General features: G+C 67.7%; 11 protein-coding genes and 3 pseudogenes. 7 read left to right on the top strand and 7 right to left on the bottom strand.

All coding sequences use genetic code 11. The features are described from left to right. Positions 1 to 23: 23 nt before the first annotated feature. Together AB0M79_RS21290 and AB0M79_RS21285 are read right to left on the bottom strand one after the other, a co-directional pair. Positions 24 to 1,841, bottom strand: a complete 1,818-nt coding sequence (locus tag AB0M79_RS21290) for a stealth family protein (protein ID WP_364216263.1) — start codon at positions 1,839 to 1,841, stop codon at positions 24 to 26. Between the two features lie 586 nt (positions 1,842 to 2,427). Continuing rightward, complete coding sequence (locus AB0M79_RS21285; RefSeq protein ID WP_364216260.1) at positions 2,428 to 3,792, bottom strand: serine/threonine-protein kinase; 1,365 nt, start codon at positions 3,790 to 3,792, stop codon at positions 2,428 to 2,430. A gap of 191 nt (positions 3,793 to 3,983) precedes the next feature. On the opposite strand from AB0M79_RS21285, the gene AB0M79_RS21280 reads away from it, so the two are divergent. Both AB0M79_RS21280 and AB0M79_RS21275 read left to right on the top strand, forming a co-directional pair. Further along, positions 3,984 to 4,583, top strand: a complete 600-nt coding sequence (locus tag AB0M79_RS21280) for an NAD(P)H-dependent oxidoreductase (RefSeq protein ID WP_364216257.1) — start codon at positions 3,984 to 3,986, stop codon at positions 4,581 to 4,583. Between the two features lie 637 nt (positions 4,584 to 5,220). Beyond that, entirely contained in the window at positions 5,221 to 5,457 is a 237-nt protein-coding gene (locus AB0M79_RS21275) for a hypothetical protein (RefSeq protein ID WP_364216254.1), read from the top strand. A 254-nt stretch (positions 5,458 to 5,711) separates the two neighbouring features. Here AB0M79_RS21275 and AB0M79_RS21270 read toward each other — a convergent pair. Further along, a pseudogene (locus AB0M79_RS21270) lies at positions 5,712 to 5,883 on the bottom strand (IS5/IS1182 family transposase); the annotation flags it as partial. A 157-nt stretch (positions 5,884 to 6,040) separates the two neighbouring features. On the opposite strand from AB0M79_RS21270, the gene AB0M79_RS21265 reads away from it, so the two are divergent. The 5 genes and pseudogenes from AB0M79_RS21265 to AB0M79_RS21245 all read left to right on the top strand — a co-directional run. Then, the gene (locus AB0M79_RS21265) at positions 6,041 to 6,571 is read left to right on the top strand and encodes a PadR family transcriptional regulator (protein ID WP_364216251.1); all 531 of its coding nucleotides are present in this window, start codon (positions 6,041 to 6,043) and stop codon (positions 6,569 to 6,571) included. After that, a complete protein-coding gene (locus AB0M79_RS21260) occupies positions 6,568 to 7,263 on the top strand; it encodes an ABC transporter ATP-binding protein (protein ID WP_364216248.1) in 696 nt (231 codons plus the stop codon). The genes AB0M79_RS21265 and AB0M79_RS21260 overlap by 4 nt, the downstream gene beginning before the upstream one ends. Further along, a complete protein-coding gene (locus AB0M79_RS21255; RefSeq protein WP_364216245.1) occupies positions 7,260 to 9,554 on the top strand; it encodes an ABC transporter permease in 2,295 nt (764 codons plus the stop codon). Before AB0M79_RS21260 ends, AB0M79_RS21255 begins: the two co-directional genes overlap by 4 nt. Positions 9,555 to 10,396: 842 nt before the next feature. Next, positions 10,397 to 10,744: pseudogene (locus AB0M79_RS21250) on the top strand (DDE-type integrase/transposase/recombinase); the annotation flags it as partial. A 29-nt stretch (positions 10,745 to 10,773) separates the two neighbouring features. Next, a pseudogene (locus AB0M79_RS21245) lies at positions 10,774 to 11,100 on the top strand (transposase family protein); the annotation flags it as partial. 184 nt (positions 11,101 to 11,284) lie between these two features. Here the strand turns inward: AB0M79_RS21245 and AB0M79_RS21240 are convergent. The 4 genes from AB0M79_RS21240 to AB0M79_RS21225 all read right to left on the bottom strand — a co-directional run bounded on the left by AB0M79_RS21240 (position 11,285) and on the right by AB0M79_RS21225 (position 15,000). Further along, positions 11,285 to 11,632 carry a hypothetical protein gene (locus tag AB0M79_RS21240; protein ID WP_364216242.1) on the bottom strand — a complete coding sequence of 116 codons (348 nt, stop codon included), beginning with the start codon at positions 11,630 to 11,632 and terminating at the stop codon, positions 11,285 to 11,287. A gap of 118 nt (positions 11,633 to 11,750) precedes the next feature. Then, complete coding sequence (locus tag AB0M79_RS21235; protein WP_364216239.1) at positions 11,751 to 13,616, bottom strand: RHS repeat-associated core domain-containing protein; 1,866 nt, start codon at positions 13,614 to 13,616, stop codon at positions 11,751 to 11,753. A 574-nt stretch (positions 13,617 to 14,190) separates the two neighbouring features. Further along, positions 14,191 to 14,403, bottom strand: coding sequence for a hypothetical protein (locus AB0M79_RS21230; protein ID WP_364216236.1), 213 nt, complete (start codon positions 14,401 to 14,403; stop codon positions 14,191 to 14,193). Positions 14,404 to 14,862: 459 nt separating this feature from the next. After that, positions 14,863 to 15,000 (bottom strand): hypothetical protein, encoded by a 138-nt coding sequence (locus tag AB0M79_RS21225; protein WP_364216233.1) that lies wholly within the window; start codon positions 14,998 to 15,000, stop codon positions 14,863 to 14,865. Between the last annotated feature and the right edge of the window lie 1,071 nt (positions 15,001 to 16,071).

Below are 16,071 nucleotides of genomic sequence, written 5' to 3'. Positions count from 1 at the left end.
GGACCCGGGCGGGGGTCGGTTGATCAGCCGTCCGGCTGCCGTAGGACCGCCGTGAAGGACCCGACCGTGTCGAGTGGGTTGTTCGGCAGGGTGGGCGCGTCGACGGGAGCGGCCCGCCGCTGGCCCGGGACAGCTCGGGACGACCTGCGCCACAGTTCGGTCGCGCCCACTTTCCGCCGCTCGGCCACCACGTCGTCGGGCAGTTCGAACGGCGCCGGGAAAGGCAGGTATCGGGGAAGGAAGTGGGCGAGCATGCTCTCCTGCTGAGCCATCGCCCGAGAGTCCGAATCCGTGTCGTTGAGGCAGAACACGTCCCGGTGCCGGCGGGACAGGAGTTCGGCGAGGCGGGCGGGCGTCGAGGGGTGGGCGAGATCGGCGTACTCGTATTCGATGTCGGCCGGAACCGCCTGCCCGGACAGGTACGCCCAGTACTGGTGCAGAGACGAGGGGATGGAGAGGTCCCGGTGGTGACGGAACCGGTGCCGGGCGGTTTCGGCCACCTCCGTCGGCAGCATCTGCTCGATCTGGTGCATGATGCTGCGCCGTAGCGCGAACGGCGTGTGCTTCATCTTCTGTGTGATGGTGACGCCGAACTGTCGCTGGATCTGGCGACGGTTGTTCTTGCCGGCGGCGTTCACCGGCAGGTCGGTGGACCTCGCCTCGCCCAGCCCGAACTGGGCCGGCGAGGGAAAGAACTTCGCGATCCCGTTGGCGTGGAAGAAGTGGGTCGGCAGCAGCGGACGCCCCAGGAAGACGTCGTCGTTGAGGTAGAGGAAGTGTTCGGCAAGGCCGTTGATGCGGTGCAGCCGGGACTCGATGGCATGCGAGTTGAACGACGACCGCCCGCCGAGATCGGCGAAGAGTTCGGCGTGCGAGACGACGGTGACCAGCGGGTGGTGTGGGTCCAGCCAGCTCGGCAGCTGGCTGTCGGTGATCAGGAAGATGCGCCGTAGCCAGGGAGCGAAGCTGTGCAGCGACCGCATCGAGAACCGCAGCTCGTCGCGGTTGTGGTAGCGCGACTCGTTCGCGGCCACCGGGTGCAGCGCCCCGTCGGGGGCGCCCAGGGCGGCCACCTTCCGCTTGAGCCACGCCGGGTCGGCCCCGTCGACCCAGGTGTAGACGGCGTCGATCGGGAAACCCACCCGGTCGAAGGCCCGGACGGCGAGGTCGCGGCGGGTGCCGTAGGTGTGGTCGTCCGCCTCCGGCACGAAGTGGCTGAGCAGCGCCGCGGCGACCCGAACCGGCTCCGGCTCGGCGGGCGTCTCGTCGATCACCGCGTTGTGCCGGGGGGCCCGGACGACGTCGCCGTCACGCGTCCAGAACTCGATCTCGCAGGCGAACCGCGAGCCCAGCACCAGCTCCGCCCGGGCGTCGGTCACCGGGAACCACACCTCGAACACTTCGGTCGGCGCCAGGTCGGGCTGGTGCCGACCAGGCTGCACCTGCACCGTCCGGACGTGGGCGCCCGACAGCACGGGAGCGGAGCGGAGCATCCGGCCGACGGCGTCGCGCTTGTCGGCGAGGACCGCGACGGTGCTGCGCAGGTGATCGTCGTTGCGCAGGCAGTGGTAGCGGATGCCGGCCACGTCCAGAGCGGTCGTGACGGCCGTCAGGTTGCGGTGCCACATCTCCAGCGGGGTGGCCGCCGCGACGACCTCGGCCCGGGTCCGGACGCCGTCGTCGTCGACCGTCACCCGCGATCCGATCTGGTGGAGCTTGGCACTGCCGCGGGGGCTGACGATGGTGCCTACCAGGCTGATCCGTCGGTGCGCGGGAAGCATCTGGACCAGTCGGCGCCGCACCGGGGACGGCAGCATGCGGTAGACCCGCAGGGCGATCATGTGTCGCGTCCTCCACCTCGGACTGACGCACCGACGGCGAACCCAGTCAGCGCCGGCCGGACCGGGCCGACTAACCAGCCGTCACACGCAGTCACAGGTCTTGCCAGCGGACATCGCTGACCGTCCTTTCTCCACATCGCCGTTCGTCACCCCCGAACTCCTCAAAGGAGGCGCGACTCCACCGGCGGACGCGCTGTCCCTGCTCCGGCCGACCGTGACGGCATGGAACGGAGCATGAGGATGTAAGGGGTGACGGTGGAGACCGTAGCAGCGCGTTCACCTCTGCGGCATCCCTCGTACACCAGATCACCCATCTGAACCCTGCCGATGTGGGCCGATTTGCGGCTGTCGCTCATTTCGCGCAATAGATCCCACCAGTTAGATGGATCAGTGATTGCCAGTTCGGCCGATGGACGCGGACCCCTACACCGATGTTCGGTGCGGCACACTCGACCACAGCCGTCACCCGTCGGGCCAGGGTTGCGACAGCGACGGGCCGACCGGAACCCAGCCCATCACACCGGCCGGAATCATTCCGGCCGCGCCGGGCGGCCTTCGAAATCAGGTGCGGCGCGGGACACCGGGATCAGGGCACCCGGCCGGCCGGCGGTTCGCCCACACCCATCGGGGTGGTCTGGGGGTCGGTCGGCGTCGGGGCCGTAGTCTCCGTCGGGCTGGAAGTGGTCCCGCCGGTGGGCTGCGGATCCGTACTCCCCGTCGGCTCCGGCGATTCCGGGGCCGCCGACGGGCTCGGCTGTGGCGAGACCGGGGATGGGGTGGCCGACGGCAACGGGCTGGAGGCGGAACCGGTCGGCCGGAAGGGCCGTCCCGAATTCGGTTGCTCCTCCTCCACCGGCACCTCGGCACTCCCGCTCGGTACGGCAGCCGGCGCCGCCGTCGGTACGTTGACCGCCGGAGCATCGGCCTCACCCGTCGCACCGAGCGCCACGCCCAGGCTCGCCAGCGCCACCAAGATCGCCGCGGCCGCGCCGACCAGGGCGCCACGGCGCCTCTTCCGCCCGGTGACAACCGGCGCGTCGGTGCGGGTGCCCGGCTCGGCGTCGCGCAACGCGGCCACGCCGGCGACGGGCACCACGGTGGCCGGCTCGGTTGACTCCGGCGGGTCGGAGACGGCGACACGGGCCGCCGCGGCCATCGCCTCCCCGCTGCTGAACCGGTCGGCCGGATCCTTGGCCAGGGCGCGGGAGACCAGCGCGCGAACCGCCTCCGGGATGTCGTGCGGCAGCTCCGGCGGCTCGTCGTCGAGGTGCCGGACAGCGACCTGAAGAGGACTGTCCCCGTTGAACGGCGGGCTGCCGGTGAGGCAGCAGTACGCCACCGCGCCCAGGGCGTACATGTCGGTGGCGCCGGAAACCGGGCGGCCAGCGGCCTGTTCGGGGGCCATGTAGAGCGCGGTGCCGGGCACCGCGTTCGCGTTGGTGACACTGGTGACGTTGGTCGAACGGGCGACCCCGAAGTCGACCAGCACGACCGAGCCGTCCTCCTGCACCAGCAGGTTGCTCGGCTTCACGTCCCGGTGCACGATGCCGTTGGTGTGCGCGGCGTGCAGAGCCTCCGCGACCTGGGCCACGATCGACATCGTCTCGACCACGTCCAGCGCACCGAGCGCCTCGATCCGTTTCGACAGCGGCTGCCCGGTGACGAACTCCATGACCAGGTAGTCGGCCCGGGCGCCGTCGGACAACTCGTCCTCACCGCAGTCATAGACCTGCACGATCCCGGGGTGCCGCAGCGCGGCCAGGATCCGCGCCTCGGCGCGGAACCGGGCGAGGAAGCCGGGGTCGGAAACCAGCGCGGGCAGCAGCACCTTGACCGCGACCGAACGGCGGAGGAGCAGGTCCGAGGCACGCCAGACGTCACCCATGCCGCCGGTGGCGACACGTTCGTCCAGGCGGTAGCGGACGCTGAGCACGACCTCCGGAGACAACACGGCAACACCGTACTCAGTCCACCACCGGTGCCGCCGGCCCGGCAGTGGCCCCGGGCGTGAGCGGTACCGGTGGATCGCCGGCGGCCACGTCGATGAGTGTGAATCCGTCGGTCGGTGGTGGTACAACGTCCGAGGCAACACCGTACGCGGTGGGAAGCGGCTGCAGCCGACCATCCCTTGACAGGAGGGCCATGCACACCCTGATAGTTGCCACCCACCCCGACGAAACGTCCCTCACCCATCACGTGGTCGATCGCTTGATCACCGGACTTGCGCCCCTGAGTACCGCCGTCGCCGACCTGACCGCCGAGAAGTTCGACCCGCGCTTCACGCTCGACGACCACCTCGCCTACAACGGAGCGCGCGGACTTCCCGCCGATGTGCTGGACGAACAGCAGCGACTCGCGCGTGCCCAGCATCTCGTAGTGGTGTTCCCGGTGTACTGGTGGTCCATGCCCGCCCAGCTCAAGGGATGGTTCGATCGCGTATTCGCCAATGGCTTTGCCTACCGCAGCACCGGTACGGGAATCACCCCGGCACTCCAGTGGCTGACCATGCACTTCGTGCCCATCGCCGCCACGAGAGCAGAACCCTTCGCGCGGCGCGGGTATGAATCGGCCCTGCGCACCCAACTGGAACACGGCATCGTGGACTACTGCGGCGGCGTACGTGGAACATTCACACTGATCAACGACTCCCAGGGGAAAACACCCCTGACGATGGTCGATGGCGCCGTCAGGCAGGTCGTCGAGAAGATTCGATCGGACTCGCGCGTCCTGGGCGAGGCATGAGAGCGTGATCTACGATCCGCCGCGTGACCGATGATGCGGATTTGGGTTGTGTCGAGGTGATCAAGAGCCTCCAACGACTTTCGACCCCCAGGGCAGTAGACGTCACTCGGGTGCTGCACCTCGGTGGTGTGCCTCAGTTCGTGTCCATCAGGGGGAGGGATCGGAAGAACCGGTCTTCGTGTTCGTGCACGGTGGTCCCGGCACGCCGGAGATCGCCCATCGCCTCGGCTGACTCGACCTGGACCGGGCGTTGTCGGAGGTGGAGTTTCAGCGGTTGAGCGCCGACATCGGCGAGTGGGTCACGCCACGCAGGACCGGCCCCTGTCCGAGCTCACCGGGACGTTCGGGCCCGCGTCGCTGTGGATCGGCGGAACCAACCCGCTCTTTCCCAAGACGCTCGTCTACACCAGGGCTGACCTCGACGCCGCCTTGATCTGTTTCCATCTATGGAATGCCTTCGAGAGCACCGCACCCGGGACAGCGCCACGGGGCGTGTATCCCGAGCCGTTGCTTCTCGCCGTGCGTCATCGGCCAGGCAGGTTCCCTGCCTCGTTCTCGTTCACCCCGGAGGGCCTGCATCGCAGGCCCGCTGCCGATCAGCCGAGCCCGCTCAGGCAGGCCATCTGGATCTTCCACGGTGACCGCCCAGTACGCCTGCGCGGTGTTCACGAGCCAGGACGCCGGCCTCGCGTGGGCCGCGGAGCACCAGGTGACCGGAATGCTGACCGAGTACACCGACGGGGGCGCCTACGACGTCGCGGTCAGCGAAGGCCGCTTCACGTCGTCGGAAGCGCACCACGGCACCGCAGAGCACGTAGCCGCCTTCAGCCCAGGACTACGTCACGTCCGCCTGGCCGCCGGCCGTCGAGACTGACTGCCATACGCTCCTACCCCAGGACGCGTGGCGCCCGACGGCGCGGCCGTCTCCGGCCGGGCGGCGAGTTACTCGAAAGCAGCCTGAAGGCCGGCCGCGAGGGCCATCAGCCGGCGGCCAGGGCCTGACGGACGCCTGCAGCTACCGTCCCGGGCAGCACCGGCTGGCGAGGCGTCGTAGTTCGGGGAGTCCGGGAACGGTTTCAGCTTGCCGATCTTCTCCCATCCCCTTGCCGGCCAGGACCCGGTCAGGGCGGTACGCGGCCGACCGCCGCCCAGACGCGGCACCCGGATGCCGTCAAGCACCACGACGAACTGGGGACTGTCCGCCACGCTGCCCGGCGGTCAGCACTATCGACAATGGCTTCTGCCCCTGCTCACAGGCCAGGTGCAGCTCCGTCGTCAGCCCACCCCGCGAACGCCCGAGCCCATGATCGGCCGGCTCGACCGTCACACCGCCCGGCGGCTCGACCTGAGGACCTGTGGCAGGCTGATGCCGAACAGCAGGATCAATGCGCCGGCGGCGCGGGTGCTCGCTTGATGCACTATACACAGTGTGTATAGCTTGTGTGTATAGTCCTCTCATGTCTGTTGGCTATGTGTTGCTGGGCCTGCTGGAGCGTGGTCCACGGCACGGTTACGACCTGAAGCGCTCCTATGACGACCAGTTCGGCCACGGCCGGTCGGTGCACTACGGCCAGGTCTACGCGACCCTGGCCCGGCTGCTGAAGAACGGCCTCGTGGAGGTGGAGTCCGAGCCGGGCGAGGGCCCGGAGCGGAAGCGGTATGCCGTCACCGAGGCCGGCGTCACGGACGTCGAGCGCTGGCTGGCCAAGCCGGAGCAGCCCGAGGTGTACCTGCAGAGCAAGCTCTACACGAAGGTCGTCCTGGCGCTGCTCACCGATCGGGACGCGGCTGATCTGCTGGACGTCCAGCGCGCCGCGCACCTGACGCAGATGCGTGAGCTGACCAACCGCAAGCTCACCGGTGATCTGACCGACCAACTTGTCTGTGACCACGCACTGTTCCACCTGGAAGCCGACCTGCGCTGGCTGGAGCTGACCGCGGCCCGGCTGGACCAACTCCGCGCCAAGGTGCGGAAGGAGATGCGATGACCATCCCGCACACCGACGCGCCGCTGCTGGTGGCCGAGGACCTGACCAAGACCTTCGGGGCCACCCAGGCTCTGGACGGTGCCTCGCTGCAGGTGTACGCCGGCGAGGTGCTGGCCCTGATGGGTCCGTCCGGTTCCGGCAAGTCCACGCTGCTGCAGTGCCTGGCCGGGATCGTCGCCCCCGACGCAGGCCGGGTGAGCTATGCCGGCCAGGACGTGTACGCCATGTCTGACGTGGGGCGTAGCGCGTTGCGTCGTACCGACTTCGGGTTCGTCTTTCAGTTTGGGCAGCTCGTACCCGAACTGACCTGCCTGGAGAACGTTGCGCTACCGCTGCGGCTGACCGGCGTCGGCCGGCGCGAGGCGCACCGGCGGGCGGCCGATCTGCTGGCCCGTCTGGAGGTCGCCGACGTGGCGAACAAGCGCCCCGGCGAGGTGTCCGGCGGGCAGGGGCAGCGGGTGGCGGTCGCCCGCGCGCTGGTCACCACCCCCAAGGTGATCTTCGCCGATGAGCCGACTGGCGCGCTCGACTCGCTCAACGGCGAGCGGGTGATGCAACTGTTCATCGCCGCCGCCCGCACGACCGGCGCGGCGGTGGTGCTGGTCACTCACGAGGCGCGGGTCGCGGCGTACTCCGATCGGGAGGCCGTGGTCCGCGACGGCAGGGTCCGCGCACCGGAGTACGTGAAGTGAGTGCCGCCAGCACGCCCGGACGGCGTGGCTCGACGGCGTGGATCGGCGACCTGGTGCTGGGCGTACGGCTGAGCGTGGCCGGCGGCCGCTACGGTTGGGCCCGCCTTGCCATGATCGCGGTTGGGGTGGGGCTGGGGGTGGCGATGCTCCTGGCCGCCAGTGCCGTGCCCACCGTCGGCATGGCCCGCTCCGACCGAAGCACCGCTCGTACGCCGGGACCCGAGGTCACCGAGCGCGGATCGGACACCCTACTGACCGCGGAGATCCGGTCGCACTACCGCAACGTGCTCATCAACGGCCGCTTGCTGTGGCCGGAGGGTGAACAGGCCCCATTGCCGCCCGGCGTGCCGCGGCAGTTGGCCCATGGGGAGATGATCGTTTCGCCAGCCCTCGCCGAACTGCTGAACTCTCCGGGCGCCGGCCTGCTACGTGAGCGGTGGGACGCCCGGGTGGTCGGCATCATCGAGGCCGAGGGACTTGTGGGCCCTCGCGACCACTTTTTCTACCTGGGCAGCGACCGACTCACCGACGAGTCCTTCGGCGCGGAGCGGATCACCGCGTTCGGTGGCCGCCCGCAGCAGGGGCAGGACGGCCTGCCGTTGGTGCTGTTGGTCCTGGCCGTACTCGGGCTGGTGGTCCTGCTGCTGCCGGTCTTGATCTTCGTGACGACTGCGGTCCGGTTCGGCAGTGAGGCGCGGGATCGGCAGTTGGCCGCGATCCGGTTGGTGGGCGCTGACGGCGCCATGACCCGCCGGATAGCCGCCGGGGAGACGCTGGTCGGCACGGCGCTGGGGATGGCCATCGGCGCGCTCGTCTTCCTCGGCGCCGGCCAGCTGATCGGTGACCTGCTCCCGGCCAGATTCGGCTTCTTCCCCGCTGACCTGCGCCCGGTGCCGACGCTGGCCGTGCTGATCGGGCTCGCCGTGCCCACCGCCGCCGTCCTAGTCACCCTCTCGGCGCTGCGGCGAGTGATGATCGAGCCGCTCGGCGTGGTTCGCCGCGGCGGCGAGCGGCGCCGCCGACTCTGGTGGCGGCTGATTCCCCCAGCGGTCGGTCTGCTCCTGCTGTACCCGCTCCTCGGTGACCTGCAGGACAGCGGCGGGTCGATCGAAGCCCAGGTCACCGCCGGGGTGACCCTCCTGCTGGTCGGTGTCGTGCTGCTGCTGCCCTGGTTGGTCCAGGTGGTGGTCCGTCGCCTGGGCGGTGGCGGCGTCGCGTGGGAACTCGCGGTGCGCCGACTGCAACTCGACAGCGACACCGCCGTGCGCGCCGTCGCCGGCATCGCCGTCTCGGTAGCTGGCGTGATCGCCGTCCAGGGCGTGCTCGGCGCGGCGCAGGCACAGCTTGCGACCTCGTACGGCCCCACCGACCGATTCCAGGCCACCATGTACATGATGCTGCCGCCCGACGACATACGGCCGGATCTGACCACCGTCCTCACCGACGTCCCCGGGGTCCGCGCCATCACCGGCGTTTCCCACCTGTACGGCGATCCCGACGCGCCGAACTACATTCATCTGCGGATCGCCGACTGCAACGCGCTGCGGCAGTATGCCGAACTGCCCTCCTGCACCGACGGCGACAGCTTCGCCACCAGCGACCGGGACAACCTGTCGTCCGGTCCCGCAAGCACCATCACAGTCCGCGGCGGGGACGGTGAGCACCAGTGGACGGTGCCAGCCGACATCCGCACTGTCCGGCAATATGATGCTTTCGGTGGCGCCGATTTCCTGCTCACCCCCGCAGCGCTCGGCGCACCCATACCGGCACCGGACATCGCTCTCGTGGGACTGGACCCTGGTGACCCGGAGGCCATCGAACGGGTCCGCAACGTCATGGCCGATATAGATCCATTCGCCCTCGTCCAGACCTTCGACGATCGGCGCGACGCCAGCCAGCTTGCCACTTTCGAACAGGCGCTGCGGGTCGGCGCGGTCGCGTTGCTGGTGCTCATCGGCGCGAGCATGCTGGTCAACATTGTGGAACAGCTTCGTGAACGGCGGCGGTTACTGGCGGCGCTCACCGCGGTCGGCACCCGCCGCCGGACGTTGTCCGAATCCGTGGTCTACCAGGTGGCGATTCCAGTGTTGCTGGGGTTGATTTTGGCTGTAACCACCGGTGGCGCCCTGGCGGCGGTGCTGCTTGCCATGGTGAACGAACCCATCTCGTTCAACTGGGCGGCGATCGCCGGTGTCTCCGGCACCGCGGCGGTGATGGTACTAGCCGTCACGGCCGGCAGCCTGCCGCTGCTCTGGCGACTGACCAGGGCCGAAGGGCTACGCACCGAGTGACATCGCCCGCCCGGGCGGGGCCGATCACGCGGCGGCCCCGCCCGGCGCCGAGCTTCCACGACCTGCACACCGGCGTCATGGCCGAGAGGTCCACTTCGCTATTTCTGCTGCTCGCGAGCGGCTGAGCCCCGCCACCGCCTGAGGCGGGGATCGCAACCGAAAGTCGAAGTGGTTTGCCAACAGTCGTCACCATGACACACCGACATCGGCATCAATGACCGGCCGACGACGACGGGAGACGGCGGAATGCGACGTCGATCTAGCGAACCGACATCCATGCGATCGACGGGGTGCCATGCCGCCGCCGTCACCGCAGCCCAACTGCGGCATCCCGGTCTGCCGCCGGGTCGGTGTGGTCAGCCGGGGATGCTGTTGGCTGTGCCGCAGGGCTTCCTCGAGTTGGTCTTCGAGGAAGATCGGGTGTGGTTTCGCGGTGGTGGCGGTCGAGTTGAGCGATGATGGCAGCACGGGCAGGGCTTACGTCGGATAGATCGACAAGACGTAGGAGCTCGATGATCTTCTAAACTGGTCATGCCGTCTTGCTGCCCCCGTGGAGGGCGCATCCATAGCAACCATTTCAAGCGTCGAGCCATGATCAACACCCGCCCGGACCGGGCGTACGCCCACTAGACCGGACCGGACGGGAGAGATGCTCGCCGCACGAGCACCATCCGAGCACCCAGACGTCTACAAGGGACACAACACTGAAGGCGCCCGACCGGCGTTTTCGCAGGTCGGGCACCTTCCGATCTTGTGCGCCCGAAGGGACTCGAACCCCTAACCTTCTGATCCGTAGTCGGCTGCCTGGCACGCACAATACTCCTTACATCACTCTACCAAAGGCGGCCCGCCGGTTCTTCGAACGAGCCCTGACCACGGTGAAGGTCACGCCGGTCGAGGTGGTCACCGACGCCGCCCCTACCTATCCCGGCGTCCTCGACGAACTGATCCCGTCGGCGTGGCACCACGTCGAACGGCATGCCAACAATCCGATCGAAGCTGACCACAGCCAGCTCAAGCAGCGACTCAGACCGATGCGCGGGCTGCGTTCCGATCGCACCGCCCAGACGATCATCGCCGGACACGCGTTCGTGCAGAACCCCCGCCGCGGACACTTCGAACTCGCCACCGACGCTCTACCCGCGACGCGGGTGGCTGCGGCGTTCACCGAACTCGCCCGAGCGATCTGACCAGTGCCAGCTGACGCGGCTCTGCGTGTCCACCGAACCGACAAAGCAACAGCGCCGTCTACCGCACCTCCGGCATCGACCAGAAACTCACGGGGCGGCCGGTCATGGCCGACGGCGCCTACCGCGGCAATCCAGAGGTGATCATCCCGTACCGCAAACCCGCCGACGGCAGCGAACTACCCAGGTGGAAAGCCAACCTGAACAAGCAGCACCGCACCGTCCGCGCCCAGATCGAACACGCCCTGGCCCGCATGAAGACCTTCAAGATCCTGCGCGACTACCGCCGCGCCGCCCGTACATTGGCCGACACCGCTTCCGGTATCGCCCATCTCCACAACATCATCCTCGCGGGATGACCCCAGCACCACCGCCAGCCAACGCCTTCACCGAGTTACGAGACATCCTTTAGCCGGACGGAACCCGCGCAGTCAGGTATCGGCCTCCCAGAGGCGGAGACAGCCCCGCTCCCAGTCCGCCTTTGAGCGATAGTCACTGCAGATCAGGCGCCTCGCGATCTTGCGCCCCGAAGTGACTCGAACCCTAACCTTCCGATCCATCGCGATCAACGATTATTGGAAACTGGCAAATCAAGCGCCGCAGATCGCCAGGCGCATCCTCCAAAAATGATTCGACAGCCCGTCGAACTAACCGCGATGCCACAATCACTTCTACATTAGTTCCGCCGTCGATCGCCTCCGCCAGGATGCCCGCAGGAGAAACAATGGCTGACTCAAGACCTTCCGGCAATGTATCGAGGTAATCCTCACTGAAGACTAGGTCCAAGAACGCCTGCGCGTGCAGACGGAGCCCTGGCATGTTGATTCTCTGAACTTCCGCCTCAGCTCCCTTCCACTCTGGCAGCCACAAAGGCAAGCCCGCCACTCCCATGATTCCTCCCACACTGCCGCACACCAGGAACCACAACCAGAGCCCCAGATTATGTCGCCACCATGGACGACAGCAACCTAAAGCGAACTGCCACAGATCCCCACGATCAAACAGCAGCCTACTTCACCTTGATCTTGAGGAGGCCAAGCAGGGTACTGCATCGCGGGTGACATGGAGCGATGGAAGTGCCATGCGCATTTCCTCCTGAAGCGAGGCCACGAACCCTCACGGCCCGAAAAGATCCACCCACAATTCCTGCGACACCTTCAGCAGCTTCCGCCTGAATTAAGCACATCACCTCGGCGCATTGGCCATGGTGCTTTGAATTTTTCAAAGCCTTTTCCAGGGCGCCGCCAGCCTGCGGCGACATTCCGTGGCCATTATGGCCATAATAGGTGTTGCCGGACGGTGAGGTATACTCTGCCGCTACATGCGGGCCCCTTTTCGTGGCACCCGGACGAAGCGAATTTGCATAGTTCTGTAGCGCATCATCACTGTTGCCGTCACCCGCAGGCCCAGCCTTAGCGCCGGTACCGGACTTGCCACCGAGGCTCTTGCCGGCGGTGGCGGCGACGTTCTTGGCGCCGGCGCTGGCGGCGGTTCCGGCGGTTCCGGCTGCGGCTCTGGCGCCGCCTCCGGTTATTGCTCCGGCTGCTGCTTTGGCCGCTCCGCCGATGGCTTTGGCGGCGACGGGGCCGAGGACGGAGGTGACGGCGCCGGTTGCGGCGCCGATGATGGTGGTGGTGACCAGGTCGAGGCCGCGTTCGCCGTTCATGTAGCCGGTGACGGCTGCTCCTGCGGCGCCGGCGATGGCGCCGCAGGCGACGGCGCCGACACCGGTCCATCCGATCGCGGCGGCGCAGCCGACGACGACGACCGCACCGACGACGAAGCCGGCGATCTCTGCCTTGTTCTCCTTGACCCAGCTCTTGGTCGCGTCGACAGCGCCGCTGATCTGCTTGCCCTTCTGGCAGATCCAGTTGCACTTCTTCGGTTTCGGGTTTTTCGTCTTCTCCGGCGTGCTCGCTGGCGGTGGGCCGCCGCCGCTCATTCCGTCGGAGGCCAGCCTCAGGCCGGTGGGGTCGGAGTGGGTGACCGGGTCGTTGGCGCCGTACTGGTAGCCGTGGTGCTGGCGTGGGTCTTCTGGGACGAAGACCGGGTCGACGGAGATGAATCGGCCCTGGCCCGGGTCGTATGCGCGGGCGCCCAGGTGGGTCAGTCCGGTGGGGTCGATGTCACCACCGACGAAGCCCTTTTCGTTCGGCCAGGTCGGGTTCGTTCCACGAGGTGTGCCGTACGGGGTGGTCCGGCGGGTCGTGACCGCCTGCGTACCAGCGGCGATGGCGGTCTGGCCGGTGCCCTGGTGGTCGGCGTAGAGCCAGGTCAATCCGCTGATCACGCCGTTGGTGCGTTGGGCGATGGTCTGGCCGGCGAAGGTGATGTAGCGGGTGCAGGTGGTGGTGCCGGCTTCGCGGCGGAGTTCCATGCCGGGCAGGTAGAGGGTGGTGCCGGCCGCGTCGCGGCGGATCAGCCGGCCGCCGTCGGCGTCGTACACGTTGCTGGTCGTCGCGCTGGCGTCGGTCGCCGAGGCGAGCCGGCCCTCGGAGTTCCAGGTCAGCGACTGGGCGGAGGAGACGCCGGGGCGGCTGATGGTGTTTCCGGTGGCGTCGTAGCTGTAGGCATCGACGCTCGCGCCGGCCGGGCCGCTGCGGGTGACCGTGGTGACGGCGTGGGGCCGTACGGCGGCCGCGCCTTGGGCGGGGTAGGCGGAGGTCTGGGTGTTGTTGCCGGTGACGGTGTGTTGTACCTGGGTGAGTCGGTTTCCGGTCGCGTCGTGGGTCCAGGAGTTCCAGTACGGTGCCGGCCCGCCGAGGTTGGCGACGGTGGGGTCCGGTTCGCAGGTGACGCCGGTCTTCGGTGTCCACGCGGTGGTGAGTCGGGTCAGTGCGTCGCGGCGGAAGCACTGGGTGTCGGCCTGGCCCACCTGTGGGGTGTCGGCGATCTCGCGGATGGTGCCGGCGTCGGTGTACTTGTAGGAGCGGTCGACGACCTTGCCGGTGGCGGTTTCCGGCCGGATTGCCGTGCCGGTGACGCGGCGGGTCGCGGGGTCGTAGGTGACGGTGTCCTCGACGTAGATGCCGCTGCTGGTCTTGCGTTCGGTCCGGGTCGGTTCGCCGTACTCGGTGTATGCCTGCTGGCTGACATAGGACCCCATGGTGGTGGAAGTCAACGCTGTCGGCAGACCGCTGGTCGGGTCGTAGACGGTGGTCAGTGTCTCGCTGGGGAGAGCGCCGGCGGCAGGCAACGATGTGGTGGTGGGGCTGCCGTCGGCGGTGGCGTAGCCGTAGAGATAGTCGTAGGTGCCCCCGAGGCCGGTTTCGCTGGCCGGGATGACGTATCGGGCCCCGGCGGGCTGGTACCGCTGGGTCGCGCCGAGGAGCTGCCAGTGGTAGGTGCTGGTCGAGCCGGGTGGCTCGTACCGGATGGCAGCGGTGGTGATGCCGAAGCTCCGTCGTCCAGATCGGTCTGCTCATGGGGTGCCTGCACGGCTGGCGCCGCTACTCCGGTTCCTGGCTCGGCACGACCTCGGACCTGGGCAGCCCGACCAGTTCCTGGAGTACGTCCCCACTGTGCACCTGCTGCGCCACGACGGGCTGGGTTACCAGCTCGTGCACGGCGAGTTGCGTGACCACCTCGCAGACCGGTGGGACGTCACGTCGGCCGACCAGCAAATGCCGGGCCCGCGCTGAGAACTCATCCCAAACAGCCATGGGCTGGCCTGGCTTGCCATCCTTTGGGCCGATGTGAACGACTTGGTGCGGACCTGGGCTTCGGGCGACTTCTGCGGGACGGTCCAGCCGTTGACCCCGGTCCCGTCACCTTGTCCGCGCGCGGCGGAAAACAGCGGGCTGTTGACCGGACGGTCTGGCCTTGTGCCCGCCGGTATCGCGGAAACAGAATAATCTCTGGGCCACCAAGGGATTTTAGGTTGCTCGAATTCTTAATTGCCCGGTGGCCGGCTGGGTTGGCGAGGCTGCCGCCTCGCGTCCAGACATGGTCGCCACCGCCGTCGGCATTCGCGAGATCTACTTTCCGGAGTCGGTGGTCGTTGTGGCGGTGCACTGGCATCTCTGGTTCGATCACGCGACAAGCTGACGGCCGGCAGCCGCGGCACCGCGACTGTCCGCGGATAATCTACCACGACATTGAGCGACATCATGCACCCGCTTCTAAAAGCCGCCGAGGTCCCCATCATGGGCCGGCACCTCGTCGGCACGCTGTTCGGCACCGTCGACATAGGTACCCAGCCATCGGAGGACATGCTTGGCCGAGGTGTCGATCACCGTGAGGAAATCCGCAAAACTCACCGTTCCTGATCATCACCGACAACGACTTCACGACGAACGTGCAGCGGCAGGTCCGCGATATACGACGAAACGCATGGATCGGCGAGGTGTCGCACATGCCCTGCTGACGCCCAGCGGGCGCCGGGAAACCTCGTGTGCCAACGGACGGATCCGCAAGCTATCCGAGATACGTCAGACAGTGGCCCTACAGGGCCTGGATTCGGTGGGCACTTACTTGTTCGCCGAAGTGGAGGAGGGCATCCACGGCCTGGACCTACGCGCCCGGCTTTCCGATTCCGCTACGTTCTGGCGCGCGGCCCCAACGATCAGATCAAGGACTCGTCGCCGCCAACAAACGACATAGCGCGCATCGCTCTCGGCATCCCTCCGGCAACGAGATCCCAGTCGCAGCAAGACCAGCTTTTCGTACCGATGCCGTCGGCTACATCCCAGCACGGCCCCTGACCAGAGGGGAATCACTCAGCAACTGAAATACTTGGGGCTAGCGACCTCAATCAATGTGATGCTAATTTCTTCCCGGCCGGGCCACTTGGTCGGCACGGTCTCCAGACGGGGAGGAGAATGTAGTGCGTAAGTCGAGAATTGGTGCGAGGTTCGGGGCTGCCGTGGCAGCGACATTCCTGGCAGGAGCGGGGATCGTCGCGATGTCGAGTCCCGCGTCCGCAGGAACCTGTGGGCAGTCCTTCAGCCCGACGGTCGGTGGCGGCAAGGCGCACTGGACGCTGACCTGCAGCGGCGGGAACATCACCATGGCTGGGTGGGTTGAGGACACCAGCTCTGACGGGAAGTGTGCCCGAGTCCAAGGCGTCTTCAACAACAACATCTCACACACGACCGCTGGCGCATGCCCGAAGGGCACCAGGATCAACTTCTCCTGGACCGAGGCGGGGACGATCGCAAACGGTTACCTCACGGTCGTCTGACGCACCGCCGGTCAGACCGAGCCGGAGGCGCCCGCCACGTCGGCGGGCGCCTCCGCGCTGGCTCCTGATTGGCCCGCTGATCGGCGTAATGCCTCAGTCACCAGGGCTAAAACCGTCTCGTGGTCCACGCCTTGGGCGGCCGCGCGGG

Origin of the sequence: Polymorphospora sp. NPDC051019 (assembly GCF_040683055.1) — a bacterium.
Taxonomy (GTDB): Bacteria; Actinomycetota; Actinomycetes; order Mycobacteriales; family Micromonosporaceae; genus Polymorphospora; species Polymorphospora lycopeni.
Note: the sequence above shows the minus strand (reverse complement) of the source record. Positions and strands in the feature narration are given on the sequence as shown.

What these genes read in the sequence shown, in the direction of transcription:
- AB0M79_RS21290 (WP_364216263.1), bottom strand. Translation starts at nt 1,841, where the DNA reads ATGATCGCCCTGCGGGTCTACCGCATGCTGCCGTCCCCGGTGCGGCGC.
- AB0M79_RS21280 (WP_364216257.1), top strand. Translation starts at nt 3,984, where the DNA reads ATGCACACCCTGATAGTTGCCACCCACCCCGACGAAACGTCCCTCACC.
- AB0M79_RS21265 (WP_364216251.1), top strand. Translation starts at nt 6,041, where the DNA reads ATGTCTGTTGGCTATGTGTTGCTGGGCCTGCTGGAGCGTGGTCCACGG.
- AB0M79_RS21260 (WP_364216248.1), top strand. Translation starts at nt 6,568, where the DNA reads ATGACCATCCCGCACACCGACGCGCCGCTGCTGGTGGCCGAGGACCTG.
- AB0M79_RS21240 (WP_364216242.1), bottom strand. Translation starts at nt 11,632, where the DNA reads ATGGGAGTGGCGGGCTTGCCTTTGTGGCTGCCAGAGTGGAAGGGAGCT.
- AB0M79_RS21230 (WP_364216236.1), bottom strand. Translation starts at nt 14,403, where the DNA reads ATGGCTGTTTGGGATGAGTTCTCAGCGCGGGCCCGGCATTTGCTGGTC.